The organism is Bradyrhizobium sp. (assembly GCF_036009065.1).
Lineage (GTDB): Bacteria > Pseudomonadota > Alphaproteobacteria > Rhizobiales > Xanthobacteraceae > Bradyrhizobium.
On record NZ_DASYMN010000228.1, the window covers coordinates 1 to 23398 of the forward strand.

22 protein-coding genes are annotated in these 23398 nt (G+C 63.4%); 6 read left to right on the plus strand and 16 right to left on the minus strand.

The genetic code is table 11. The features are described 5' to 3' along the window. Positions 1-267: 267 nt before the first annotated feature. From VGP39_RS13885 to VGP39_RS13910, 6 genes are all read right to left on the minus strand, one after another. Positions 268-1920: a GMC family oxidoreductase gene (locus tag VGP39_RS13885; protein ID WP_327568677.1), complete on the minus strand. Its 1653-nt coding sequence runs from the start codon at positions 1918-1920 to the stop codon at positions 268-270. A gap of 3 nt (positions 1921-1923) precedes the next feature. Then, positions 1924-2517: a GNAT family protein gene (locus VGP39_RS13890; RefSeq protein ID WP_327568678.1), complete on the minus strand. Its 594-nt coding sequence runs from the start codon at positions 2515-2517 to the stop codon at positions 1924-1926. A gap of 145 nt (positions 2518-2662) precedes the next feature. Continuing rightward, a complete protein-coding gene (locus VGP39_RS13895) occupies positions 2663-3592 on the minus strand; it encodes an SMP-30/gluconolactonase/LRE family protein (RefSeq protein WP_327568679.1) in 930 nt (309 codons plus the stop codon). A gap of 205 nt (positions 3593-3797) precedes the next feature. Continuing rightward, the gene (locus VGP39_RS13900; protein ID WP_327568680.1) at positions 3798-5114 is read right to left on the minus strand and encodes a hypothetical protein; all 1317 of its coding nucleotides are present in this window, start codon (positions 5112-5114) and stop codon (positions 3798-3800) included. A gap of 11 nt (positions 5115-5125) precedes the next feature. After that, positions 5126-5563, minus strand: a complete 438-nt coding sequence (locus VGP39_RS13905) for a hypothetical protein (protein ID WP_327568681.1) — start codon at positions 5561-5563, stop codon at positions 5126-5128. 242 nt (positions 5564-5805) lie between these two features. Beyond that, a complete protein-coding gene (locus VGP39_RS13910; RefSeq protein WP_327568682.1) occupies positions 5806-6171 on the minus strand; it encodes a hypothetical protein in 366 nt (121 codons plus the stop codon). 217 nt (positions 6172-6388) lie between these two features. On the opposite strand from VGP39_RS13910, the gene VGP39_RS13915 reads away from it, so the two are divergent. Further along, the gene (locus VGP39_RS13915) at positions 6389-6595 is read left to right on the plus strand and encodes a hypothetical protein (RefSeq protein WP_327568683.1); all 207 of its coding nucleotides are present in this window, start codon (positions 6389-6391) and stop codon (positions 6593-6595) included. 259 nt (positions 6596-6854) lie between these two features. Here the strand turns inward: VGP39_RS13915 and VGP39_RS13920 are convergent, their stop codons facing one another. Continuing rightward, positions 6855-7289, minus strand: coding sequence for a cupin domain-containing protein (locus VGP39_RS13920; protein WP_327568684.1), 435 nt, complete (start codon positions 7287-7289; stop codon positions 6855-6857). Between the two features lie 318 nt (positions 7290-7607). Further along, positions 7608-8261, minus strand: a complete 654-nt coding sequence (locus VGP39_RS13925; RefSeq protein WP_327568685.1) for a glutathione S-transferase family protein — start codon at positions 8259-8261, stop codon at positions 7608-7610. Between the two features lie 187 nt (positions 8262-8448). On the opposite strand from VGP39_RS13925, the gene VGP39_RS13930 reads away from it, so the two are divergent. Both VGP39_RS13930 and VGP39_RS13935 read left to right on the plus strand, forming a co-directional pair. Then, entirely contained in the window at positions 8449-9672 is a 1224-nt protein-coding gene (locus VGP39_RS13930) for a polyhydroxyalkanoate depolymerase (RefSeq protein WP_327568686.1), read from the plus strand. 276 nt (positions 9673-9948) lie between these two features. Further along, complete coding sequence (locus tag VGP39_RS13935; RefSeq protein ID WP_327568687.1) at positions 9949-10755, plus strand: substrate-binding domain-containing protein; 807 nt, start codon at positions 9949-9951, stop codon at positions 10753-10755. Between the two features lie 126 nt (positions 10756-10881). Here the strand turns inward: VGP39_RS13935 and VGP39_RS13940 are convergent, their stop codons facing one another. Both VGP39_RS13940 and VGP39_RS13945 read right to left on the minus strand, forming a co-directional pair. Then, positions 10882-11625 carry a transporter substrate-binding domain-containing protein gene (locus tag VGP39_RS13940; protein WP_327568698.1) on the minus strand — a complete coding sequence of 248 codons (744 nt, stop codon included), beginning with the start codon at positions 11623-11625 and terminating at the stop codon, positions 10882-10884. 259 nt (positions 11626-11884) lie between these two features. Then, positions 11885-13063 carry an MFS transporter gene (locus tag VGP39_RS13945; protein ID WP_327568688.1) on the minus strand — a complete coding sequence of 393 codons (1179 nt, stop codon included), beginning with the start codon at positions 13061-13063 and terminating at the stop codon, positions 11885-11887. Between the two features lie 64 nt (positions 13064-13127). On the opposite strand from VGP39_RS13945, the gene VGP39_RS13950 reads away from it, so the two are divergent. After that, positions 13128-13928 (plus strand): helix-turn-helix transcriptional regulator, encoded by an 801-nt coding sequence (locus VGP39_RS13950; protein WP_327568689.1) that lies wholly within the window; start codon positions 13128-13130, stop codon positions 13926-13928. A gap of 103 nt (positions 13929-14031) precedes the next feature. Here VGP39_RS13950 and VGP39_RS13955 read toward each other — a convergent pair whose 3' ends face one another. The 6 genes from VGP39_RS13955 to VGP39_RS13980 all read right to left on the minus strand — a co-directional run bounded on the left by VGP39_RS13955 (position 14032) and on the right by VGP39_RS13980 (position 20974). Next, positions 14032-14433, minus strand: coding sequence for a RidA family protein (locus VGP39_RS13955; RefSeq protein WP_414644670.1), 402 nt, complete (start codon positions 14431-14433; stop codon positions 14032-14034). A 28-nt stretch (positions 14434-14461) separates the two neighbouring features. Further along, a complete protein-coding gene (locus tag VGP39_RS13960; protein ID WP_327568691.1) occupies positions 14462-16150 on the minus strand; it encodes a benzoate-CoA ligase family protein in 1689 nt (562 codons plus the stop codon). Beyond that, positions 16140-16649: a MarR family winged helix-turn-helix transcriptional regulator gene (locus VGP39_RS13965; protein WP_327568692.1), complete on the minus strand. Its 510-nt coding sequence runs from the start codon at positions 16647-16649 to the stop codon at positions 16140-16142. The genes VGP39_RS13960 and VGP39_RS13965 overlap by 11 nt, the downstream gene beginning before the upstream one ends. A gap of 10 nt (positions 16650-16659) precedes the next feature. Next, positions 16660-19005 carry a bifunctional salicylyl-CoA 5-hydroxylase/oxidoreductase gene (locus VGP39_RS13970; RefSeq protein ID WP_327568693.1) on the minus strand — a complete coding sequence of 782 codons (2346 nt, stop codon included), beginning with the start codon at positions 19003-19005 and terminating at the stop codon, positions 16660-16662. 214 nt (positions 19006-19219) lie between these two features. Further along, the gene (locus VGP39_RS13975; RefSeq protein ID WP_327568694.1) at positions 19220-20056 is read right to left on the minus strand and encodes an enoyl-CoA hydratase family protein; all 837 of its coding nucleotides are present in this window, start codon (positions 20054-20056) and stop codon (positions 19220-19222) included. A gap of 156 nt (positions 20057-20212) precedes the next feature. After that, positions 20213-20974, minus strand: a complete 762-nt coding sequence (locus VGP39_RS13980; protein WP_327568695.1) for an SDR family oxidoreductase — start codon at positions 20972-20974, stop codon at positions 20213-20215. 130 nt (positions 20975-21104) lie between these two features. On the opposite strand from VGP39_RS13980, the gene VGP39_RS13985 reads away from it, so the two are divergent. Together VGP39_RS13985 and VGP39_RS13990 are read left to right on the plus strand one after the other, a co-directional pair. After that, on the plus strand, positions 21105-21932 hold the full coding sequence (locus tag VGP39_RS13985) for an alpha/beta hydrolase (RefSeq protein ID WP_327568696.1): 828 nt from the start codon (positions 21105-21107) through the stop codon (positions 21930-21932). Between the two features lie 2 nt (positions 21933-21934). After that, positions 21935-23215 carry an acyl-CoA dehydrogenase family protein gene (locus VGP39_RS13990; RefSeq protein ID WP_327568697.1) on the plus strand — a complete coding sequence of 427 codons (1281 nt, stop codon included), beginning with the start codon at positions 21935-21937 and terminating at the stop codon, positions 23213-23215. Positions 23216-23398 lie beyond the last annotated feature (183 nt).

Here is a 23398-nt window from a genome sequence, read left to right on the forward strand (position 1 = left end):
TTAACGTACCCACCTCGCGCGGCAAGGCACCGCGCGCGCCCAAGGCTAGGCGCAGCGCCTCCCGGCGCTCCACCAACCAGGCCATCGACCGTTCCGGGGCCCCGGTCCGGCCAGCTCTCGCTCTGTCCGCTGAAGGATCGCCTCTAGAAGCGCTCCGTCCTCGGACAGGATTTGTTCATGATATGTTCTTATAGGAATGGTGTCAACCATAAACTTTTGGTTGAGCCGGCAAAAATTCTTTCGAGACGCCGCGCTGACGCGCGGCCCTCAGGATGACGGTCTGATATCTTGCAGTTCCGCCGCCTCCAGCGGCTTGCGGCCGCGGATCAGATCCGACGCCTTGTCGGCGATCATCAGGGTCGAGGCGTTGAGATTGGCCGAGATCATCCGCGGCATGATCGAAGCATCGACCACGCGCAGGTTCTGCAGGCCGTGCACGCGCAGCTGGTCGTCGACGACAGCCCATGAACTGTCGGCCGGTCCCATCCGGCAGCTGCAGCCCGGATGGAACGTGGTGGTGCCGCGCTGCGTTGCCGCCGCGAGGAATTCATCGTCGGTCTGCACATCGGGCCCCGGAAAATCCTCGTGATCGTAATAGGGCGCGAGCGGTTTGGACGCGAGCAGCCGCCGCGCCAGCTTCATGCCGGCGACGACCACGCGGCGATCGAGCTCGGCGACCAGATAATTGGTCTGGATGATCGGCGGCGCGAACGGATCGGCCGAGCGGGCGCGGACGTAGCCGCGGCTTTCCGGCCGCTGCTGCCACGACGCCACCGTCATGCCGGGCTGGTCCTCGAGCTGTCCCTGCACGCCCTCCTTGTAGCTCGCGGGCGTGAATGTCAGCTGCAGGTCGGAGCTCTCGGTGGTCTCGCCGGAGTGCCAGAAGCAATAGACCATGGTCGGCGACAGCGACAGCAGGCCGCGCCGCGTGGTGGCCCATTTCAGAGCCTCGACCCACAGGCTGAGGCCGCGCCTGAGCTCGTTGATGGTCTTGATGTTCTTTACGCGCGCGACCGAACGCGGCGCGTAGTGGTCCTGCAAGCCCTCGCCGACGCCGGGCAGCGCGTGGCGCACCGCGATGCCGAGCGAAGCCAGCAGCTCCGGCGATCCGACGCCGGACAATTGCAGCAGTTGCGGCGAGTTGTAGGTGCCGCCGGCGAGGATCACTTCCTTGTTGGCGCGCACCTCGACGGGTTGGCCGCCCTTGCCGCCTTTGATGTAACGCACGCCGATCGCGCGCTTGCCGTCGAACACGATCTCCGTCGCATGCGCATGGGTGCGCACATGTACGTTGGACCGTTTCCTCGCAGGATGCAGAAACGCGGTCGCGGCGCTGACGCGCCGCCCGTTCTCAATCGTGCGCTGGGCGTAGGAGACGCCCTCCTGGATCGCGCCGTTGTAATCGGGGTTGCGCGGAATGCCGAGGCTCATCGCGCCCGCCATGAACGCCTCGCAGAGCGGATCCCGCCACTCCATCGTCGAGACGGTCAGGCTGCCCTCGCGTCCGCGAAATGTATCCTCGCCCTCGCCGATGCGCCGCTCCAGCCGCTTGAAATACGGCAGCACGTCCGGATAGCCCCAGCCGCGGTTGCCGAGCTGTGCCCAGGTATCAAAATCCTGGCGCTGGCCGCGATTGTAGATGTGGCCATTGATCGAGGAGGAGCCGCCGAGCGTTTTTCCACGCGGCGCATAAATACTCCGGCCGCCGGTCCAGGGACCGGGCTCCTGCTGGTAGGCCCAGTTGATGCCCTTCATATGAAACGTCTTGATGAAACCGGCCGGCAGATGGATGTAGGGATGCCAATCGCGGGGCCCGGCTTCGAGCACGCAGACGCTGGTGCCGGCATCCTCGCTCAGCCGGTTGGTGAGCACGCAGCCGGCCGAGCCCGCGCCCACGATCACATAATCGAATGTGTCCATGCCCTACCGCGCCTTTTCGTTCAGTTGATAGTCGAGATGCGCCTTTACCGTCGGCCATTCGCCGGCGATGATGCTGTAGACCACGGTGTCGCGCAGCGTGCCGTTCGGCGCGATCATGTGGTTGCGCAGGATGCCGTCCTGTTTCGCGCCAAGCCGCTCGATGCCGCGCCGGCTCTGATGATTGAAGAAATGCGTGCGGAATTCCACCGCGATGCAATCCAGCTTTTCGAATGCATGCGTGAGCAGCAGCAGCTTGCACTGGGTGTTGAGCGCGCTGCGCTGGACGCGTTTAGCGTACCAGGTCGAGCCGATCTCGACGCGGCGGTTGGATGCATCGACATTCATGTAGGTGGTCATGCCCGCGATTTTCCCGTCGCCATCGAACACCGTCCACGGCAGCATGGAGCCTGATTGCTGCAGGCCGAGACGGCGGTCGATTTCCTTGCGCATGTCGTCGGGCTTCGGCACCAACGTGTACCACAGCTTCCACAGCTCGCCGTCTTTCACCGCTTCGGTCAGCCCGTCCTGATGCTCGTGCGACAGCGGCTCGAGCCGCGCATGCGGGCCTTGCAGGATTACCGGTTCAAGCCAAGGCATCAACAAACAAGTCCCTTCGTCATCCTGAGGAGCCGCGTGAAGCGCGGCGTCTCGAAGGATCGCCACATGCGCCCGCGGCCATCCTTCGAGACGCGCCCAAGAGCGCGCTCTTCAGGATGACGGTTACGGTTGCGGGTCGACATCATCACTTGTTGAGAAAATTGAGCGGCAGGCCGGGACGCGCCCAGTCCATCGCGATGAGTTCGCCTTTGCCGGACAGCGTGATATAGGCGGTCTTGAGCTCGGGCCCGCCGAAGGCGATGTTGGTGGTGACGCGGTCGCCGGTCGGCACTTGCTCGACGATGGCGCCGTCGGGCGCGATCACCGAGATGCAGCCGGAGACCAGCGTCGCGACGCAGACATCGCCGCCGGCTTCCACCGCGAGCGAATCGAACATCTGATAGCCGCCGAGCCCGGCGATCGGCTTGCCGCGCTCGCCGCGATAGATCACGTCGCGCGGTTTTACTTCGCCGGGGGCGGACAGATCGAACGCCCACAGCCGCGCGGTCGGCGTCTCCGCGACATAGACGGTGTTTTCATCGGGCGACAGGCCGATGCCGTTGGCCGGAAGCATGCCGAACACCTGCTCCGTCAGCTCGGTTGCGCCGGGCTTCATGTAATAGACCGCGCCGACATCCATGTCGCGGGCGCGCCGCTTGCCGAGATCGGTGAACCACAGCCCGCCATGGCTGTCGAACACCAGATCGTTCGGTCCCTTCAGCGGATGCTCGCCGCATCTGTCGAACAGGGTTTCGACCTGGCCTGAGGCGAGATCGATGCGCTGGATCGAGCCGCCGATATATTCCGCTGGGCTGGGCGGACCGGGCATCATGGTGCCGCGTGAGGGCATCCAGCCGAATCCACCATTGTTGCAGATGTAGCATTTGCCGTCCGGCCCGATCGCGGCGCCGTTGGGGCCGCCGGGAATTTCGGCCACGACTTCCTTGCGGCCGTCCGGCCAGACCCGCGTCAGCCGTCGCCCGCGAATCTCGACCAGCACCACCGATCCATCGGGCATCGCCACCGGCCCCTCGGGAAATTCGAGGTCGGTGGCCAGAACACGAACATTGGACATCGGAACCTCCCGGCTTTTCTGTTTGCCGGCGGGTTTCCGCGCGCGCAACACGTTGGCGCGATGTTAGATCGAACCCGAAGCCCAAGTAAATGCCGGGCGGCCGCCGAGAGCTGGGAGTTGTTCGGACCGCTGATGAGCGGCGAGAAATCCTGAAAAGTCCAGCTCACCTCTCCCCGCAGGGAGAGGTAAGGAAGCTGCGAGCGGATTATTTTGCCGAAAGCTGTCGCTCCAGCGCATCGATCCGCTGCTGCTGCGCTTCGAGCAGCGCAACCTGACGCTGGACCACCACGACGAGATCGGCCACGACATTCTGCGTCTTGACGACGTGAGGCTTGCCGTCGTTGAGACCGACCAGGGCCGGATCGACCGCCGCGACTTCTTCGGCGATCAGCCAGTGCTCGGGAACATCGGGGGTCGCCTTGTAGGAGCCGGTTTGCGGCCGCAGCGCCATGATGTTGGCGAGCGCCACGTTCGACGGAAGTTCGCCCGTAATATTCTTGAACTGCCGCGAGGAGACGATGCACGACAGAAGTCCGGCGCCGTCGCTCTTAATGCCGGCGCCGCAGCCTGTTAGCGCGAACAAGTTAACGGCGCCGTTTTCGTCAATCCGCATTCTCTCCGTAAGGGCTCCGGCATTTGCTTTCGTCCACATGCGCAGGTTGCCGCCCCGGTCAAGCGCGGTAGCCCCCGCTGTGTCCGCGAGGATAGCCGCGACCTGATTGGCATTTGGTGCGCCGGTATTGGCAGTGGCGAAGAACCCCAGGTGCCCCGCGGTGTTTGCAGCCGCGTCGGCCTTGGAACTCACCAGTTCAAGCAAACCGCGCGTAGTCCCACCGTGCACCGTCAGGATATGGGTCGCGAACGCACTGCCGAGCCCGGGGCTCGCCGTACCGATGCCGACATTGCCGGCAGCATTGATATCGATGCTGCTGGTGGGCGCCCCGGGCCGGATGCGGAACGGCAACCGGCTGCCGCCGGTGAGGTCGCGGACGAAGAAGTTCGCCTCGTTGGCGCCGATATCCCAGGTCTGCGCGGTAAAGCCGCTGGCGGTGGTCTGTTCGAACCGCTGCGCGGGAGTGTCGCCGGTAGCGATGTGGATATTGAGCCCGGGTACCGCGGTCTTGATGCCCAGCCTGCCGGCATTGTCGACGAACAACGAGTTGGTCGGCGCGGCTCCGACGATAGTGAACGGCACTGTCGACGTCGTTATGTTCTCGATGGAAAACTTGTTCAGCCCGCCGGACGCCGAATCGTTGGCGGTGAGCTGCCAGTCATTGTTGGGAAAGCCCGCCCCCGTGCTGGTATCGTCGAACTTGATCCGGGTGTTGTTCTCCTTCAGCCTGATCGTATCGAAGCCGAAGGCTTCGCCATCGACGCAATCCAGCCCAACGCAGGCGCTGCCCTGCACGATAAGATCGTCCGCAATGACGAAGTCGGCCCTCGCCTTGCCGCTTGCGATCAACGTCGCGCCAAGCATGAGGGCGACGACGCGCGTGCTCGCAAATGCCTTGTGCTTAATCATGATGACCTCCCTTATTTCTGACGCTTGGCTTCTTCACGCGCGGACGGGTCGTATTTCACGATGGTGCCGCCCTTGACCTGGAACTGGCCGCTCGTGGATACGCTCTTGAGTATCGAGGTGGTCGGACCTCCGTCGCGCCCGTTGTCCAGCGCGGTCCTCACCGGGAGCTTTTCGTCGGTGGCGGCGGTCAACTGATACAGGTAGTCGCCGTCATCGATGGTGCCGAGCTTGCGCAGGTCGATCACCGGCGAGCCTGTCCTGTGGTGGGCACTGGCGTTGAGGCCATTTGGGCCGGAAATGGTCAGCGTGAGGTTGCTGTAGGGGCCCGTGATATCGAACACGATCTCGGTGTCGGTGAATTTCTGCGGCGCGTTCAAACCTTGCGCCCAGCATGTGCTTGAAATGCCGACGGCGAAACATGCCGCCAAGCCGAATGCTGCCAATTTCATTGGGTCTTCCTCCTGTTCAAGGTAGCTGCGGGAATGTACGGGTTGGTTGCGGCACGGCACGAGCGAGCAAACGTCATAAAAGTTTAACGGCCCGCGCCCGCATTTCGGGCTCGTGGGCAGCATCCTATCATTGCGCTTGAGCTTTAATCAACCAAGAGATGTCAACGCGCGCACGAAAGATTGTCGTGCTATCGCGGCGCCCCTTTAATCCGGCGCGCAATCTGCACCCGCGGCCGCGCAATTTATTTCGCGCTATCCTTCGCCGGTGATGCACCGTCTTTTGCAGGCGGCGGCGCTTTTTGCTCTTTGTCATTTTTCTGCGCCGACTGCAATTCCTCAACGGTCTTTTGCAGGCCGACGACGGTGCTCTTCAGACCTTCGATCTGCCGGTTCGCGGCATCGAGTTTCTGCCGGTGATCCCCGCCGAGTTTCGTGATCGTCTTCATCAGAAAATCCACATTGCTCTGAAGGCAGCTGGTTCTGCGTTCCATGGTCTTCTCGACCGTGCAGATTTCGATGCCGGGAACGTCCTGGGCGTCCGCGCTGCCGGATGCCAGCACGCCGGCCAGCAGCGATAAAGACGTCACCAAAACCAATCGGCCGATCATCGGGGCCCTCATCGATTGCGCCAAAATGCCTGAAACAGCCAAGCGGCGCTTTCCACGCCGTGTCAACGGGCCGGCGCGAAATGCCGAGGAGAACATACTGCAACCTCATTCGCGCGCTGAGATTTGCCAACGATCGCGGCTCACAGGGCCGTGATACCAGCAGGCTTGCGGAACGGCCACCGATGCAAGCACCTTTCGGTGCAGGGAGAACCATGTCATGGCAACGCGCGAACGACGTCTGGCTGAATTCAACGGCAACGGCGAGCCGCCACCGGATCAGCCGGTGCAGGTGCTGTGCGAGGATCAAAGCGGCACGTATCAATTGCCGTTCGCGTGCCGGTGGGTCGACGGCCAATGGCGCAACAGCGAATCCGGCAGCGCGGTGCAGGCAACGGTGGTCGGCTGGCGGCTGCCGCGCTTTTAGAGGCTGCGGCGGCCTGGACGAGGCGGAACTGTGCCACAATGCGACTGGGTATCGCCGAAGTCTTAAGGTTTGGAACGCGCCCGGAACGAAACGCGCCCGAATCGGCGGCCGACAGTTGCTCCGTTCGGCTCATTGCCAGATGTCGAGAAAGCCGATCGGCACCACACAACATGCAGTGCGACGGCTGCGGCGATCTTGATTTGTCGTAACCCCCATCGTTAACCGGTCCCGGCCGCTGGGCGCCCCGCCAAGGCCGCCGTCATTTCCAGCGCGTCACCGGCGGCACCTTGTCGGTGGCCGGCGGCATCTCGACGGTCTTGAAGTCGGCCGGACTTACGATTTCGAGATATTCCATGTCCGGCGAGTAGTCGTACAGGTAATGCACGATCCCCGGCCGCTGGTGCACCACGTCGCCGGCCTGCACCAAGGTCGGCTTGTCCTCATACATGAACCGCGCCCAGCCCTTGGTCATGATCACGATCTGGAAATCGCAATCGTGACGGTGCCAGCCGGTGCCGTCTTCCGGGGGCATTTCGGGGTTGGCCTTGACCAGATGGCAGATCACCTGTCCGCCGGTCGCGTCCGCAATGCCGAGGTCGCGGTAGAGAAAGAAATCGCGCAGGCCTCCCCCGGTGAATTCGGTATCGCCGGGCTTGTTGTGGGAAAATTTGTTGACGACAGCGTGCTGATTCATCGGAAGGCCTCCACTGTTTCAGTTCGCGTGACGAGATTCGGGGAGCGTCCAATTTTTTGGCAGCTCGTGAATCGCCGTGTTCGCAGCTTCATGGTGCTATGCGAAAATCGCGCCAGCCGCGGTGCGCTGCAGCGATTTCAGCGACGGCGACGCTTGAGGACGCGAAGCTGCTGCAGGCAGGCCGGAATTGATTTGACCGGATCGCCTGCCGGCGCGGCGGAGACGCGGCGCTCAACCCTCTCCGAATGATTCTTGGCACGAAGTTGAGCATGCCCGCTCCTTGAGCCCGTCAAACGGGCAATCCGGAGCGCGGGCTGCCTAATATTCGACCTCAAGCTCCTCGATGTCGGCGGGCTCGGCCTTGGCGGCTTCGATCCATTCCTGCATCTCCGGCATCGCCATCACCATACCGGCATAGGCCGTCAGCGTCTTGTCCAGCTTCACGTCATAGGTCATGAAGCGGGTCACCACCGGGGCATACATCGCGTCCGCCATGGTGCGCTCGCCGAACAGGAACGGCCCGCCGGATTTCGCCAGGCATTCGCGCCAGATCGAGCAGATGCGATCGATGTCGCCTTGCGCGCGGGTCCAGATCTTGAAGCCGGGAAAATGGCCCTTCAGATTGACCGGCAACGACGCCCTTAGGGTGGTGAAGCCGGAATGGATTTCCCCGCAGATCGAGCGGCAATGCGCCCGCAGCACCCGGTCCGCGGGCAACAGACCCGCATCAGGCATGACCTCGTTGAGGTATTCGGCAATCGCCAGCGTATCCCACACCGTCGCCCCCTCGTGGCGCAGGCACGGCACCAGGATCGATGACGACAACAACAGGATTTCGGCCTTCGCCGAGGCGTCGTCCGGTTCGGTGACGATCTCGTCGAATTCCAGGCGAGAGAATTTGGTCAGCAGCCAGCCGCGCAGCGACCATGACGAATAGTTCTTGCTGCTGATGGTCAGTGTCGCCTTGGCCATGGTTTTCCTGCGCCTCAACGCGTGATGGGACGTGCGACCGCCGCTCTGCCCGAGCGCTCAGCCGCCAAACGCGCAATGCCTGCGCTTTCGCGCATTTTGTGCAGCAAGCGACGTGCCAGTTTGGGAGGCCATCCGGCCGGCGCTGGCTTCGATATTGCATGGCATCCAAAAACCGGAAAAGAGACGCATGATGTCGGTGATGTATCAGGCCTATCAGAACCACATGGACCTGACCGCGCCGTGGCGGACCGGGGCCGCATCGGCGCTGAAATACCTCAACCTCGTGCCCCAGGGCGTCTCCGACAGGCTGTTCGGCCGGCTCGCGGCCGCGCTCGAACTGATCTCGCGGACGTCGCCGACCTACGCGCGTCCGCCCTACGGCATCGACAAGGTGCTGGTTGGAAATCAGGAGCTGGAGGTGACCGAGGAAGTCGTGTTCGCGACGCCGTTCGGCTCGCTGCTGCATTTCAGGAAGGAGAATTCCCCGGCGCAGCCACGCATGCTGCTGGTGGCGCCGATGTCGGGCCACTTCGCGACGCTGCTGCGTGGCACCGTGAAAACGCTGCTGCAGGATCACGACGTCTACATCACCGACTGGCACAATCCGCGTGACATCCCGCCGGCCGAAGGAAAATTCGGCCTCGACGAATATACCGAGCACCTCATCACCTTCATGAACGAACTCGGCCCGCGCTCGCACATGGTGGCGATCTGCCAGCCTTCGGTGTCGGCGCTGGCCGCCGCCGCGATCATGTCGGAGGACAATCATCCGGCGCGCCCCGCGAGCCTGACCCTGATGGCGGGCCCGATCGACACGCGAATTGCGCCGACCAAGGTCAACGATTTCGCCAAGAGCAAGCCGCTGACATGGTTTACGGACAACCTGATCAACTACGTGCCGTTGCAGTGCAAGGGCGCGTTCCGGCAGGTCTATCCGGGCTTCGTGCAGCTCACCGCCTTCGTGTCGATGAATCTGGAGCGCCATATCAAGCAGCACGTCGAACTCGCCGACCTTCTCGCCAAGGGTGAAACCGAGAAGGCCGAAATCATAAAAACCTTCTACGACGAATATTTCGCGGTGATGGATTTGCCTGCGGAGTTTTACATCGAAACCATCCGCGATGTGTTCCAGGAACACCTGCTGCCGCTGGGCAAGCTGACCTGGCGCGGCCGGCCGGTGAACTGCGCGTCGATCAAGCGGATGGGCCTGATGACGGTGGAAGGCGAAAAGGACGACATCTGCGCGATCGGCCAAACGCTGGCCGCGCAGGATCTCTGCACCGGCGTGCGCGCCTACCGCAAGGTGCATCACATGCAGGCCGGCGTCGGCCATTACGGCGTGTTCAGCGGCCGGCGCTGGAACACCGAGATTTACCCGCTGCTCCGCGATTTCGTGCACGTCAATTCGTGACCCAGCCTGACATCGAGTTCAGCCCACCTCTCCCATCGGGAGAGGTCGGATCGCTCTTGCGATCCCGGTGAGGGGTTACGGCCTTAACGATAGATTGTAACCCCTCACCCCAACCCTCTCCCAACGGGAGAGGGAGCGCGCTGCCGTTGTCGAAACGTCAACACAACCTTTCAAACCCGGTCGATCAACTCTGGGCTAACATCCGTCTGCGGAGTACCATCGCCGCAAGCAACCAAGACGGCCGGAACAAGAGCCGTTCATCAGGGAGAAGTGCTCATGAAATCGATTTCGATCGGTCTTCGCGCGTTGGTTTTCGGCATCGCCGGCGTTCTGTTGCTGGCAGGTTCAGTTAGCGCCGCCGAAGTCCGGGTGATGATCTCCGGCGGGCTCTCCGCGGCCTACAAGGAATTGGTCCCGGAATTCGAGCGTGCCACCGGCAACAAGGTCATTACGGTCCACGGTCCCTCGATGGGCACCACGGCAAACGCAATCCCGGTCCGGCTGGAGCGCGGCGAGGCCGCCGACGTACTGATCATGGTCGGCTACGCGCTCGCAGATTTGGTGAAGCAGGGCAAGGCCGTCGCCGACAGCCGCGTCGATCTGGTGAAATCGCCGATCGGCATGGTGGTGCGGTCAGGCGCGCCGAAGCCGGATATCAGTTCGGTAGACGCGCTGAAGCGCACGCTGCTGGCGGCGAAATCGATCGCCTATTCCGATAGCGCCAGCGGCGTCTATGTCTCGACCGAATTGTTTCAGAAGCTCGGCATTGCCGATGAGGTGAAAGGCAGGCACCGCGCGATCCCGGCCGAGCCGGTGGCCGGCGTGGTGGCGCGCGGCGACGCCGAGATCGGCTTCCAGCAGATCAGCGAATTGTTGCCAGTGCCGGGCGTCGACATCGTCGGGCAGCTGCCGCCCGAGGTTCAGAAGATCACCGTGTTCTCCGCAGGCATCGCCAGCGCGTCGAAGGAGCCGGACGCCGGCAAGGCGCTGATCAGGTTTCTCGCCTCGCCGGCGGCGGCTCCGGTGATCGTCAAGAGCGGCATGGAGCCGATTGCCACGGCCTCGACCGTCGGGGCGAAGTGATGCGGCCAACACCGTCATTGCGAGCCAACGTCGGCGCGAACCGCCGCCGATGACGCGAAGCAATCCAGAGTCCGGGCTCAGACTGGATTGCTTCCTCGCAAGTGCTCCTCGCAATGACGCCGGCGACTACTTAACCCGGATCGGATTGTCCTTCAGGCCGTTGTTATCGTAGGCCTTCCGCAACATGCCATTCGTCGTCGCATCGGTCATGAACTTGGTCGCAAAGGCTAGCGCCAGCGGATGGTTCGGCGGCACCGCCACCGCGGTCACGGTCTGCTTGAAGGTTTCATCCAGCACTCGCGTGCCCGGAAGCTTCTTGGCCATGGCGTTGAGCTGGTCGCGCGACAGCGCAAACGCATCGACTTCGCCGTTCTTCAAGAGCCCGAAAATCTCGTCGTAGGTCTGGTAGCCCGTGACCTTGGCGTTTTTCAGATGCGCGATCGCGCCGCGCATGGTGGTGGTGTTGTTGACTGCCGCGACTTTTGTGCCGGGCTGATCGAGCGTCTGGAAGTTCGTCGCGGGAGAGCCGGCCTTGACGATGTAGGTGGCATCCGCGACCTCATAGATCGGTCCGAACGACATTCGTCCTTCCCGCTCCGGATCTTTCGGCAGGAACGTGACATCCCAGGTGCCCTTCGACGCGGCGTCGACGATCTGTCCGGAATTCTGGTGCGCGACATATTCGACGGGCACGCCGAGCTGCGCCGCCATTTCCTTGCCGAGATCGACCGGCACGCCGGCATAAGCTCCGGTCTCGGTCTTGGTCGACCAGAACGCGCCACCCGCCGGGCTGATCGCGATCGCCACCCGCAGCTTGCCGGTCGGCGCGATCTCATCTTTCAAGGGATCGGCGCCTGCGGGACCGGCCATCATCATTGAGACACCCAGAACAAGGCCGCAGACGCGCGGCAAATTGCGATTGAACATTGGATTTCCTCCACACCGGGTTTGCCCGGTCCGTTAATACTCTTCGTCATCCTAAGGAGCCGCGCATCTTGCGCGGCGTCTCGAAGGATCGCCGCAGGCGCTTGTGGCCCATCCTTCGAGGCTCGCCGTGAAGAACGGCGAGCACCTCAGGATGACGGTGGAATGTAGCTGAAGGTTTGGAGCACGTATAGTTGAGCCCCGCCTAGTTCGCCTGCGCCGCCGGCACCTTGATCTCCGACGGCAGGATGATCGCCGCGGCGATCACCAGCAGGCACAGTGCAGCGAAGGCATGCAGCATGGTGACGAAGCCGCCCCGCTCGTACAGCCACGCTACCAAGCCGACCGAAGCGCCCGCCGCGGTGAAGCCGACGAAATAGCGCACCGCGTAGGCGCGCGAGCGCCATTGCTCGGTGGTGTATTTGCCGATCATGGCGTCGTTGACGGTCACCTGACCGAAGGCGCCCATCACGATGCCGATCGCAGCCAGGATCAGCAGAAGATTTGACGACGTGGCCGCCAGATACATGAACGGCGCCAGCATGAAGGACAGCGGCAGCATGACAGCCTTCAAGGAATGGCGATCGATCAGCTTGCCAATGGTGTATTGCGTCATCGCACCGAATACATAGACGCAGGCTGCGATCACGCCCAGTAGCGCCGGGCTGCCGGTCAGGTCAGCCAGCCGCTCCGCGAACAGTTTCGGCAGCGAAATGGTCACTGCATTGAAGGTGGTCGATATGGCGATCACCACGATCAGCAGCGCCAAAAACACGCGCCACATGTCGTTTTTCGCCACCCGCGCCTGCGCCGCGGCCTGCTTGAAGCCCGAGCGATCCTCATGAACCACCATGCGCATGAACGCCACGCCGATCAGGATGGTGACGATGCCCGGCATGATGAAAGCCCAGCGCCAGCCGAGGAACTGACCGATCACGCCGGTGACCAGTGCCGACGACGCCACGCCGAGATTGCCCCAGACGCCGTTGAGGCCCATCTCGCGGCCGAGCCTGTCGGCATAGGACACGATCATCGCGGTGCCGACGGGATGATAGATCGAGGCGAACAGGCCGATCGACAGCAACGCCGCGCCAAGCTGCAGCGGCGTCTGCACGAGGCCGACCGCGATCATCGACAGGCCGATGCCGGCAAAGAAGATCGCCATCATGTGGCGCCGGCTCCAGCGGTCGCCGAGCCAGCCGGTCAGCAGCGAGCCCGCGCCGAAGGCGACGAAGCCCGGCGTGGCATAGGGCAACAGCTCCGAATAGGCCATGCCGAGGGCCGGACCCATCACGATGACGGCGGCGGCAAAGATCAGCATCGCATAATGGTCGATGAAGTGCGCGGCGTTGACGAAGCCGATCACCTGGGTCGGGCTGTTCATTGAGCGAATTCCTGCAATTTCCTCAAAACAGGTTATACGTTCTTGTGCTGACGGGATGTGGCCAATGAGTATCGCCGAAACGCCAATCGCTGCCATCCGCGCAAGTCATTTTGCGACCGGCGACGGCATCCATCTGGTCGCCCGCAACTACCGGAAAGGCGTCCGGCTCGGCACCCATATGCACCGCGAGGCGCAACTGGTCTATGCCGCCAAGGGCACGATGCAGGTGACCACGCCGAAAGGACGCTGGCTGGTGCCGCCCGACCGCGCGGTGTGGGTGCCGGCGCGGCTGGAACATTCCATCGACGTATTGGCGGATATCCAGATGCGCACGCTGTATTTCGATCTGGCGTGGCTGGCGCGGGAGCACCGCAGCCGGAGTCTGGAAGCCGAATTCGTGGTGCGGGTATCGCGGCTGCTGCACGAATCCATTCTCGCGCTGTTCGATGGCCGCGACGAACCGGGGCGCACCGATCTGTTGATCCGGCTCGCCATGCTGGAATTGCACCAGGCCGAAGACCCCGCCACCTTCATTCCGCTGCCGCACGAGCCGCGATGCCGCCGCGCCGCCGAACTCGTGCTGGCCGATCCGACTGAAACCCACGACATCGCCGATCTCGCCCGCGAGGTCGGCACCTCGGCGCGAACGCTGTCGCGGCTGTTCTCGGCGGAAACGCAATTGAGCTTCAAGAGCTGGTGCCAGCGCGCACGCATCGCGACCGCGATCGAGCGATTGTCGATGTATCCGAATCTGTCGGTCAAACAGCTCGCCGCCGATCTGGGTTACGCCAGCTTTCCGGCATTCTCCCACGCCTTCCGGCAGGTCACCGGCAAGACGCCGACGGAGTTTGCGGAGGAGAAGTGACGCCAACGGCGTCATGCGCGGGCTTGACCCGCGTATCCATCAATCTTCACAAGAGTCTTTCGAAGTGGATGGATGGCCGGGTCAAGCCCGGCCATGACGACTCTTATCTCGGCACCACCGCGGTCGCTTCGATCTCGACCCGCGCGGCTTTCTCGACCAGGCGCACCACCTGCACCAGCGCCATCGCCGGATAATGCGCGCCAAAGACATCTCGGTAGACCTGGCCGAGCGCTTTCAGATTCGCCAGATACTCTTCCATGTCGACGACATACCAGGTGAGCCGCACCAGATGCTCCGGCTTCGCGCCGGCTTCCGCAAGAATCGCGACGATATTTTCCAGCGCCTGCCGCACCTGGGCCACGAAACCGTCGGCTAGACGTCCTGCTGTATCCCAGCCGATCACGCCGCCGGTCACGACGATAAGCCCGTCCGCGGCCATGCCGTTGGCATAGCCTTTCGGCGCCGGCCAGCCGCTCGGCTGCAACACTTGCGGGCTCACCGGCAATTCTCCTTCACGGTCGCATTCAACAAATTCATTCCGCCGCTGTTCCAGCTACGGCGCCGCCTTGCGCCATCTGCCGCAACGCGAACCGCTTCAGCTTGCCGGTTTCGGTCTTCGGCAATTGGGTAACGAACTCGATTGCGCGCGGATATTTGTAAGGCGCGATCTCGCGCTTGACGTGATCCTGCAATTCGACCGTGAGCGCATCGTCTCCGGCAATTCCCGCGGCCAGCACCACATAGGCCTTGACGATCATGCCGCGCGCCTCGTCCGGCGCGCCGACCACGCCGCATTCGGCAACGGCGGGATGCGTCAGCAACGTCGCTTCGATTTCCGGGCCCGCGATATTGTAGCCGGAGGACACGATCATATCGTCGGAGCGGGCGACAAACGACAGACGGCCGTCCGCGCCCTGAACAAACGAATCGCCGGTCAGATTCCAGCCCTCGCGCACGTAGTTCGACTGCCTCAAGTCGGCGAGATAGCGGCACCCGGTCGGCCCGCGAACCGCAAGCTTGCCGACACGGCCTGCAGGCAATTCGTTCATCTCATCATCGACGATTCTGGCCTCATAGCCGGAGACCGGGAGCCCCGTGGTTCCGGCGACCGCATCGCCAACCCGGTTGGAAATGAAGATGTGGAGCAGTTCGGTGCTGCCGATGCCGTCGAGAATCGGCTTGCCGGTCTTGCGGATCCAGCTTTCGAAAACCGGCGCCGGCAAGGTCTCACCTGCCGAGACCGCGAGCCGCAGCGACGACAGGTCCGCGCCCTCGTCGATCGCGGCCATCATCGCCCGATACGCGGTGGGCGAGGTAAAGCATATCGTCGCCTTATAGGTTTCGATGATCCTGACCATTTCCGCCGGCGCCGCGTTTTCCAGCAGCGTCGCGGTCGCACCGAACCGCAGCGGAAAGATCGCCAGTCCCCCGAGCCCGAATGTGAAGGCAAGCGGCGGGGAGCCTACGAAGACATCGTCCGGCGTGACGTTGAGGATTTCCCGCGCATAGCCGTCCGCGACGATCATGAGGTCGCGATGAAAATGCATCGTCGCCTTCGGCTCGCCGGTGGTGCCGGAGGTGAATCCCAGCAGGGCAACGTCATCCCGGCCGGTCCTGACCGCATCGAACTTGACCGGCTTGTTGAGCGCGATCCGGTCGAGTTCGGCATCGTGATTCGACGTGCCGTCGAAATTGACGACCTGCTTGAGGAACCGGCTGGTCTTAGCACATGCGACCAGTTCGTCGGCGATCCGGCTGTCGGTGAGCGCGAGCGCGATCTCGGCCTTGTCGATGATCTTGGTCAATTCACCGGCACGGAGCATCGGCATGGTATTGACGACCACGGCTCCCGCTTTCGTCGCGCCCAGCCATGCGGCGACCAGCGCCGGATTGTTGCCCGAACGTATCAGAACGCGGTTGCCCGGCTTGACGCCGTAGTTTTCGACCAGCGCATGTGCAAGCCGGTTCGACCAATCCGCCAGTTCCTTGTAGGTCCGCTGGCGGCCGTTGCCGATCAGCGCGATATTGTCGCCGAGCCCCTTCTCGACAAGCCGGTCGGTCAGTTCGACCGCGGCATTGAGATATTCGGGATACTGGAATTCGGGACGGTCGAGGATCAACTCCGGCCACTCAGAGAACGGCGGAAGATTTCGTCGCGCAAAATCATCGACATGGCCCGATGGGCCGAGAGCTGGACCGGGGCCTGAAACGCTACCTGACATTTCCATTGCTCCCGCTCCTTGCGGCCTTCCGCGCCGACAATTTTGTCTTGGCGAGCAGCCGCATCAGGTCGCGTACGTCCTTCTCGCCGAGATCGGAAAACATGTCGGCAATCCAGATCTCGTGCTCCGCGGCCATCTTGCGGAACTCGGCGCGGCCGGCCCTGGTCAGCCGGATCACCTGCACGCGGCGGTCCTGATCCGAGGTGCGGCGGTCGAGATGGCCGGATTCGCAGAGCCGCTCGACAAGGCCGGTGACGTTGCCGTTCGACACCATCATCCGCTTGGAAACATCCGACAGCGTCATGCCGTCAGGCGCCTTGTCGAGCTGCGCCATCAGGTCGAACCGCGGCAGCGTCACGTCGAAGCGCTCGCGCAGGCGGCTGCGCACCTCGCCCTCGATCAGCGTGGTGCAGGTCAGCAGCCGCAGCCACAGCCGCAGCTCGTCGCCGTGATCCTCGGGCGTTTCGCCGGCCTTGGTTTCGGAATCGAGGATTGTCATCGTCCCACCGTCATTCCGCCGCCAGCGGTTTTGCCGCCGCCCGCAGCTCGGCCCGCGTCTTCGGCTTGCCCTTGATCTTCAGCTCGTCGAAATCCTGACGGTCGCGCACGCTGTTGCGGAAAATCTGTTCCTTGCCCGGCAGGTATTGCGGCGGACAGGCAATGTCCGCGCCGTACCAGGCTGCCGCCTTCAGGGTGAACGACGGATCGACCAGATGCGGCCGTCCCAGCGCCACCAGGTCGGCGCGGCCGGCGGCGAGAATGGTGTTGACCTGGTCCGCAGTGGTGATGTTGCCGACGCACATGGTTGCGACGCGGGCTTCGTTGCGGACCTGATCGGAAAAGGGCGTCTGGAACATGCGGCCATAGATCGGCTGGGCATCGCGAACAGTCTGCCCGGTGGAGACATCGACCAGGTCGACCCCGGCTTCGCCGAACGCCCGCGCGACCGCCACCGCGTCGTCGCCGGTGATGCCGCCCTCCGCCCAGTCGGTCGCGGAAATCCGCACCGACATCGGCTTGTGCGCCGGCCATGCCGCGCGCATCGCCGAAAAAATCTCCAGCGGGTAGCGCAGCCGGTTTTCCAGCGCGCCGCCATAGGCATCGCTGCGCTGGTTGGTCAGCGGGGAGATAAAGCTTGCGAGCAGATAGCCGTGGGCGCAATGCAGCTCCAGCATGTCGAAGCCGCAAGCATCGCCGCGCTGCGCGGCAGCGACGAATTCGGCCTTGACGCGGTCCATCGCGGCGCGATCCATTTCGCGCGGCACCTGACTGTCGGGAAAGTATGGGATCGGCGATGCCGACAGCACGTCCCAGCCACCCTGCTCCAGCGGTCGGTCCATGCCGTCCCACATCAGCTTGGTAGCGCCCTTGCGGCCGGCATGGCCGAGCTGCAGGCAGATCTTGGCCGCGGAATTGGCATGGACGAAATCGACGATGCGCCGCCACGCGGCCTGCTGCGCGTCGTTCCACAACCCGGCGCAGCCTGGCGTGATACGGGCATCGCGGCCGACGCAGGTCATCTCGGTGAAAATCAGTCCGGCGCCACCGATGGCGCGCGCGCCGTAATGCACGAAGTGAAAATCGCCGGGGACGCCTTCCCTAGCCGAATACATGCACATCGGCGATACCACCGCGCGGTTGGCCAATTCCATCTCGCGCAGCCGCAGCGGCTGGAACATCGGCGCCACCGGGTTTTTGATGTCGACATCGAATCCCTTGGCGCAAACCTGCTGCGCGAAAGCGCGGTCGACCTCGGCGACGAATTCCGGCGCGCGCAAAGTGAGATTGTCGTAGGTGATCGCCTTGGCGCGGGTCATGACGCCGAACGCGAACTGCACCGGGTCGAAATCCCAGAAGCGGTCGACATGCTCGAACCAGACCAGCGACACGTCGGCGGCGTGCTGGGTTTTTTCGACTTCCTCGCGCCGGCCGGTCTCATAAAGCTGCAACGCGGCCTCGGTCGTCGGCGCCGAATGCATCGCATCCGCGAGCGCAATGGCGTCTTCCATCGCGAGCTTGGTGCCGGAGCCGATCGAGAAATGCGCGGTTGCCTTGGCATCGCCGAGCAGCACCATGTTGTCCTTGACCCAGCGCTTGCTGCGGATCATCGGGAAATTGCGCCACATCGAACGGTTGGTCAGCAGCGGATAGCTGCCGAGGAACCAGCCGAAAATCTCGTGCATCCGGTCAGCGGATTGCTGTTCGTTCAGGCCCTCCAGGCCGGCGCGCTTGAAGGTTTCGGGATCGGTCTCGAAAATCCAGGTCGAGCGGCCGACTTCGTACTGATAGGCATGCGCGATGAAGGGGCCCCACTCGGTCTCCTGGAAGGCGAAGGTGAAAGCATCGAGTGGTTTTGTCGAGCCCATCCAGGCGAACTTGTTGGAGCGCAGGTCGACCTCGGGCTCGAAATGATCGGCGAATCGTTCGCGAAAACGGCTGTTGATGCCGTCGGCCAGCACCACGAGGTCGGCGTCGGCAAGGCCACCGATCTCGTCGATCTCGGCTTCGAACATCAAATGAACGCCGAGTTCGCGCGCGCGTTCCTGCAGGATGGTGAGCAGCATGCGCCGCGAGCAGCCGCAGAAGCCGTTGCCGCCGACCCGATGCACCGTGCCGCGGAAATGCACCGCGATGTCGTCCCAATAGGCGAATTCCTGGGTGATGCGGCGATAGCTCGGCGGATCGTATTTCTCGAAATTGTCCAAAGTGGCGTCGGAAAACACCACCCCGAAACCGAAAGTATCGTCGGCGCGGTTGCGCTCATAGACCGTGATGTCCGCCTGCGGCCGCTGCTTCTTCAGCAGGATCGCAGAATACAGGCCGGCCGGTCCGCCACCGATGATTGCGATCTTCATGGCCGTCTCCGTGGCAACGCGCCGGGATATATTGGATTACTTTAAACCTAAAGTATCTCTCCGGCAAGCGTTTCCGTGCGTACCCTCGTCATCCTGAGGAGCCGCGCGCTGGCGCGGCGTCTCGAAGGATGGACCACTTGCACTTGTCGCCGCATCCTTCGAGGCTCGCCGTGAAGAACGGCGAGCACCTCAGGATGACGACTCATAATTTGAATCAATTGCCCTGAAACACCGGTTTCACCTTCTTCGAAAATGCCTCGAACGCCCGGGCAAAATCCCCGGTTGTCATGCACAGCGCCTGCGCGATTGCCTCGGCCTCGATCGCCTCCTCTACCGACATCGCCCATTCCATCGCCAGCATGCGCTTGGTCATGGTGTTGGCGAAGGTCGGACCTTCCGAAATCTGTTTGGCGAGCAACTGGGCTTGCACCAGCACATGCTCGGGCGCGACGATGCGGCTGAAAAAACCCCAGCGCTCGCCCTCCTCCGCGGTCATGAAGCGGCCGGTATAGAGCAGTTCCGACGCCCGCGACTGGCCGATGATGCGCGGCAGGATCGCGCAGGCGCCCATGTCGCAGCCGGCCAGGCCCACCTTGTTGAACAGGAACGCGACCTTGGCGCCGACGGCGGCGAGCCGGATATCGGACGCCATGGCGACGATCGCGCCGGCGCCGGCGCAGATGCCATCGACCGCGGCGACGATCGGCTGCGGGCAGGCACGCATGGCCTTGACCAGATCGCCGGTCATGCGGGTAAACGCGGTGAGGCCCTTGGTGTCCATCTGCACCAGCGGCCCGATGATCTCGAACACGTCGCCGCCGGACGAAAAATTGCCGCCGGCGCCGGACACCACGATGGTCTTCACCTCGTCGTCAAAAGCGCAGGCGCGGAAGAAATCCGTCAGTTCGCGGTAGCTTTCAAAGGTCAGCGGATTCTTCCGCTCCGGCCGGTTCAGCGTCACGGTGGCGACGCCATCGACCACAGCGAGCAGAAAATGCTTTGGCGAATAGTCCGCCAGCGGCAGCGTGACGGGATTGGCGGGCTTGCTCATGGAATCTCCAATCTTACAAGTACCTTGTCATGCGCGGGCTTGACCCGCGCATCCATCGATCTTCGCAAGAGTCTTTCGAAGAGGATGGATTGCCGGGTCAAGCCCGGCAATGACGATTTAGGCGGGTCGAGTTCATGCCAACGATGCATTTCTCTATCAAATCTCTCCGCCGGCCACCGCGATGGCCTGGCCCGTGATCGCGCTCGCGCCATCGCCGCATAGCCAGAGCACCGTGTCGGCAACTTCAGCCGGCGTCACCAACCGCCCCTGCGGATTGTGCTTGGCGAGTTCGGCCAATGCCTGCTCCCGGCTGCGCCCGGTCTTGCGCTTGATGGTGTCGATGCTGCCTTCAAGCAAATCCGTCTCGGTGAAACCGGGGCACACCGCGTTCACGGTGACGCCCGTCGTCGCCAGCTCCAGCGCCAGCGAGCGCACCAGGCCGACCACGGCGTGTTTTGCCGCAGCGTAGGCGCTGACATAGGCATAGCCCCGCAGGCCCGCGGTCGAGGCCACCGCCACAATGCGACCGTGGCCCCGCGCCTTCATCGAAGGCAGCACCGCCTGCGTGGCATGAACGACGCCAAAGAAATTTACGTCCATCATGCGCCGGAACAGCGCCGCGTCGGATCTCGCGAACGGCGCCGATTCCGCGGCCCCCGCGTTGGCCACCAGGATGTCGACCGGCTGCCGCGCCGCGGCCTCGGCCACGGCGGCGTTGACGGAGGCCTGATCCGCAACATCGGCAACGACGGCGGCATGCGCCAGACCTTGGGCGACGACGTCATCCAGTGCGGCGCGATTGCGGCCCAGCACCGTGACCGTCGTGCCCGCGCGCGACAGTGCCGCTGCAATTTCACGGCCGATGCCGCGCCCGCCGCCTGTCACCAGCGCATGCGATGAACGTGACAATCCGGACATCAGGCGGCTTTCCACTGGAAGAACTTAAAACCCCGTATATTTTAGGCTTCAAGTTTTTGCAAGAAATGTGCTTTGAGTCATACTTGCGGGCCTGTAGGATTGGCCCGTTTCGACCGCAACGGAGACCTTGGTGCCCGATCCTACGCCCCTGAAAACCAACGATGGCCGCTTCAGTTATGAAGCCAAAGGTGCGCGCGATCTGCCGCCGCTGGCGTTCCTGCATGGCATCGGCGGCGGCGCGCGCGTGTGGCGCGGACAACTCGATGCTTTCAGCGATCGATACCGCGCCATCGCGTGGGACATGCCGGGCTATGGCGGATCGGCGCCGCTGCAAAGCGTCAGCATCCCCGCGCTTGCCGGGGCATTGAAGGATTTTCTGCTTGAGGTCGGCGCGGTCAAACCCATACTTGTCGGGCATTCGATCGGCGGCATGATCGTGCAGCAACTGCTGGCGCACGATCCGATGATCGCCGAATACGTCGTGCTGGCGCAGACCAGCCCGGCTTTTGGCCGGTCCGACGGGGATTGGCAGAAGGAATTCCTCGAGGCTCGCCTTGGGCCGCTCGACCGCGGCGAGACAATGGCTTCGCTGGCCCCAAGGGTCGTCGCCGATCTCATCGGCGACCATGCCGATCCGGCCGGCATCGAGCTCGCATGCGCCTGCATGGCGTCGGTGCCGGAGGCGAGCTACCGTGCCGCGATGATGTCGATGCTTGGTTTTGACCTACGCAAATCGCTCGGACAGATCTGCGTTCCCACCCTAGTGATCGCCGGCGCCAAAGACAAGAACGCGCCCGCGCCGATGGTGAAGAAGATGGCAAGTTTTATTCGCAACGCGACCTATGTCGAGCTGGAAGGCGTCGGGCACCTGGTCGCGCTGGAACAGCCGAGGGAATTCAACGCGGTTCTCGACGATTTCCTGCGCATGGCCTCACCGGCGACCGGATCGGACGCGTGACCATGCAATCTCCCATTTCGCCTGCTGTTGCCGTTGCAATGCCGGACGCGCCGATCTTCGATCCCAGGGCATTTCGCCTGGGCGATGAGCAGGCCGCGATCATCGCGGCCGCGCGTCAACTCGGCCAGGCCGTGTTCGCCGGCCGGGCCGCGGAATACGACCGCAACGCCAAATTTCCCACGGAGAATTACAAGGACCTGCACCGCGCCGGCCTGCTCGGCATCGCGATCCCGAAAAAGCACGGCGGCCTCGGCGCCGACTATCAGACCTATGCGATCGCGGCCGCCGAAATCGGCCGCTATTGCGGCGCCACCGCGCTGACCTGGAACATGCACGTCTGCTCGACGCTGTGGTCGGGTCCCCTCACCGACGATCTCGACATGGATGCTGCGACACGCGCCGAACACGAGGCGCGCCGCGCCGCGCATTACAGGCGTATCGTCGAAGACGGCGCGATCTATTCGCAACCGTTTTCGGAGGGCGGCGCGGCAGCGGCCGGCGGCGTTGCATTCGGCACCGAGGCAAAGCCGACCAAGGGCGGCTGGATCGTCAACGGCAAGAAGATTTTTGCCTCACTCTCGGGCCATGCCGATTATTACGGCGTGCTCTGCACCGAAATTGCCGAGGGCGAAAAGGCCTCGCGCCGCAATACGCTGTATCTTGCGATTCCCGCAAAAGCCGACGGCGTCTCCGTGGTCGGCGACTGGGATCCGCTGGGGATGCGCGGCACGGTGTCGCGCACGCTCATCTTCAAGGACGTGTTCGTTCCGGAGGACGCAGCGCTGATGCCGCGCGGGGTTTATTTTCAGGCAGCGATGCGCTGGCCGCATATGTTTTTGACGCTGTCGCCGACCTATGTCGGCCTCGCGCAGGCGGCTTACGATTTCACGGTGCGGTATCTGCGCGGCGAAATGCCGGGCACGCCGCCGGTGAAGCGGCGGATGTATCCGACCAAGCAGATCGCGGTGGCGCAGATGCAGATCAAGCTGGAGCAGGTCAAGGCGATCTGGTTTCAGGCGGTCACCGAGGCCGGCCCCAATCCGAGCAAGGAGCAGGTGTTGCGTGCTTACGCCGCGCAATATTCCGCGATGGAAGGCGCGAGCGAGATCGCGACGCTGGCGATCCGCACCTGCGGCGGCCAGGCGATGCTGAAGTCGCTGGCGCTGGAGCGCATCTATCGCGACAGCCGCTGCGGCTCGCTGATGCTGCCATGGACCGCCGAGCTCTGCCTCGACCGCATTGGCCGCGAAGCGCTGTACGAGAGCGGCGAGACGGACGACTAGGTGATCGCGCCCCGGACGCAGCGCAGCGCGTAGCTCTTGCGGAGCGGTGCGCTGCAGAGCCGGGGCCGTAACGGGCTCGGTGTTTGTAACGGTCCCGGCTCTGCGGAGCAGCGTAAAGAACGCTGCACCGCGTCCGGGACACGGTGCATTACCTCCCCTCACGAATGCGCGAAAATGTCTTCG

Excerpts from the sequence above, each read along its gene's own strand:
- VGP39_RS13885 (WP_327568677.1), bottom strand. The coding sequence starts at position 1,920 with ATGGACACATTCGATTATGTGATCGTGGGCGCGGGCTCGGCCGGCTGC.
- VGP39_RS13890 (WP_327568678.1), bottom strand. The coding sequence starts at position 2,517 with ATGCCTTGGCTTGAACCGGTAATCCTGCAAGGCCCGCATGCGCGGCTC.
- VGP39_RS13895 (WP_327568679.1), bottom strand. The coding sequence starts at position 3,592 with ATGTCCAATGTTCGTGTTCTGGCCACCGACCTCGAATTTCCCGAGGGG.
- VGP39_RS13900 (WP_327568680.1), bottom strand. The coding sequence starts at position 5,114 with ATGATTAAGCACAAGGCATTTGCGAGCACGCGCGTCGTCGCCCTCATG.
- VGP39_RS13905 (WP_327568681.1), bottom strand. The coding sequence starts at position 5,563 with ATGAAATTGGCAGCATTCGGCTTGGCGGCATGTTTCGCCGTCGGCATT.
- VGP39_RS13910 (WP_327568682.1), bottom strand. The coding sequence starts at position 6,171 with ATGATCGGCCGATTGGTTTTGGTGACGTCTTTATCGCTGCTGGCCGGC.
- VGP39_RS13915 (WP_327568683.1), top strand. The coding sequence starts at position 6,389 with ATGGCAACGCGCGAACGACGTCTGGCTGAATTCAACGGCAACGGCGAG.
- VGP39_RS13920 (WP_327568684.1), bottom strand. The coding sequence starts at position 7,289 with ATGAATCAGCACGCTGTCGTCAACAAATTTTCCCACAACAAGCCCGGC.
- VGP39_RS13925 (WP_327568685.1), bottom strand. The coding sequence starts at position 8,261 with ATGGCCAAGGCGACACTGACCATCAGCAGCAAGAACTATTCGTCATGG.
- VGP39_RS13930 (WP_327568686.1), top strand. The coding sequence starts at position 8,449 with ATGATGTCGGTGATGTATCAGGCCTATCAGAACCACATGGACCTGACC.
- VGP39_RS13935 (WP_327568687.1), top strand. The coding sequence starts at position 9,949 with ATGAAATCGATTTCGATCGGTCTTCGCGCGTTGGTTTTCGGCATCGCC.
- VGP39_RS13940 (WP_327568698.1), bottom strand. The coding sequence starts at position 11,625 with ATGGCCGGTCCCGCAGGCGCCGATCCCTTGAAAGATGAGATCGCGCCG.
- VGP39_RS13945 (WP_327568688.1), bottom strand. The coding sequence starts at position 13,063 with ATGAACAGCCCGACCCAGGTGATCGGCTTCGTCAACGCCGCGCACTTC.
- VGP39_RS13950 (WP_327568689.1), top strand. The coding sequence starts at position 13,128 with ATGAGTATCGCCGAAACGCCAATCGCTGCCATCCGCGCAAGTCATTTT.
- VGP39_RS13960 (WP_327568691.1), bottom strand. The coding sequence starts at position 16,150 with ATGTCAGGTAGCGTTTCAGGCCCCGGTCCAGCTCTCGGCCCATCGGGC.
- VGP39_RS13965 (WP_327568692.1), bottom strand. The coding sequence starts at position 16,649 with ATGACAATCCTCGATTCCGAAACCAAGGCCGGCGAAACGCCCGAGGAT.
- VGP39_RS13970 (WP_327568693.1), bottom strand. The coding sequence starts at position 19,005 with ATGAAGATCGCAATCATCGGTGGCGGACCGGCCGGCCTGTATTCTGCG.
- VGP39_RS13975 (WP_327568694.1), bottom strand. The coding sequence starts at position 20,056 with ATGAGCAAGCCCGCCAATCCCGTCACGCTGCCGCTGGCGGACTATTCG.
- VGP39_RS13980 (WP_327568695.1), bottom strand. The coding sequence starts at position 20,974 with ATGTCCGGATTGTCACGTTCATCGCATGCGCTGGTGACAGGCGGCGGG.
- VGP39_RS13990 (WP_327568697.1), top strand. The coding sequence starts at position 21,935 with ATGCAATCTCCCATTTCGCCTGCTGTTGCCGTTGCAATGCCGGACGCG.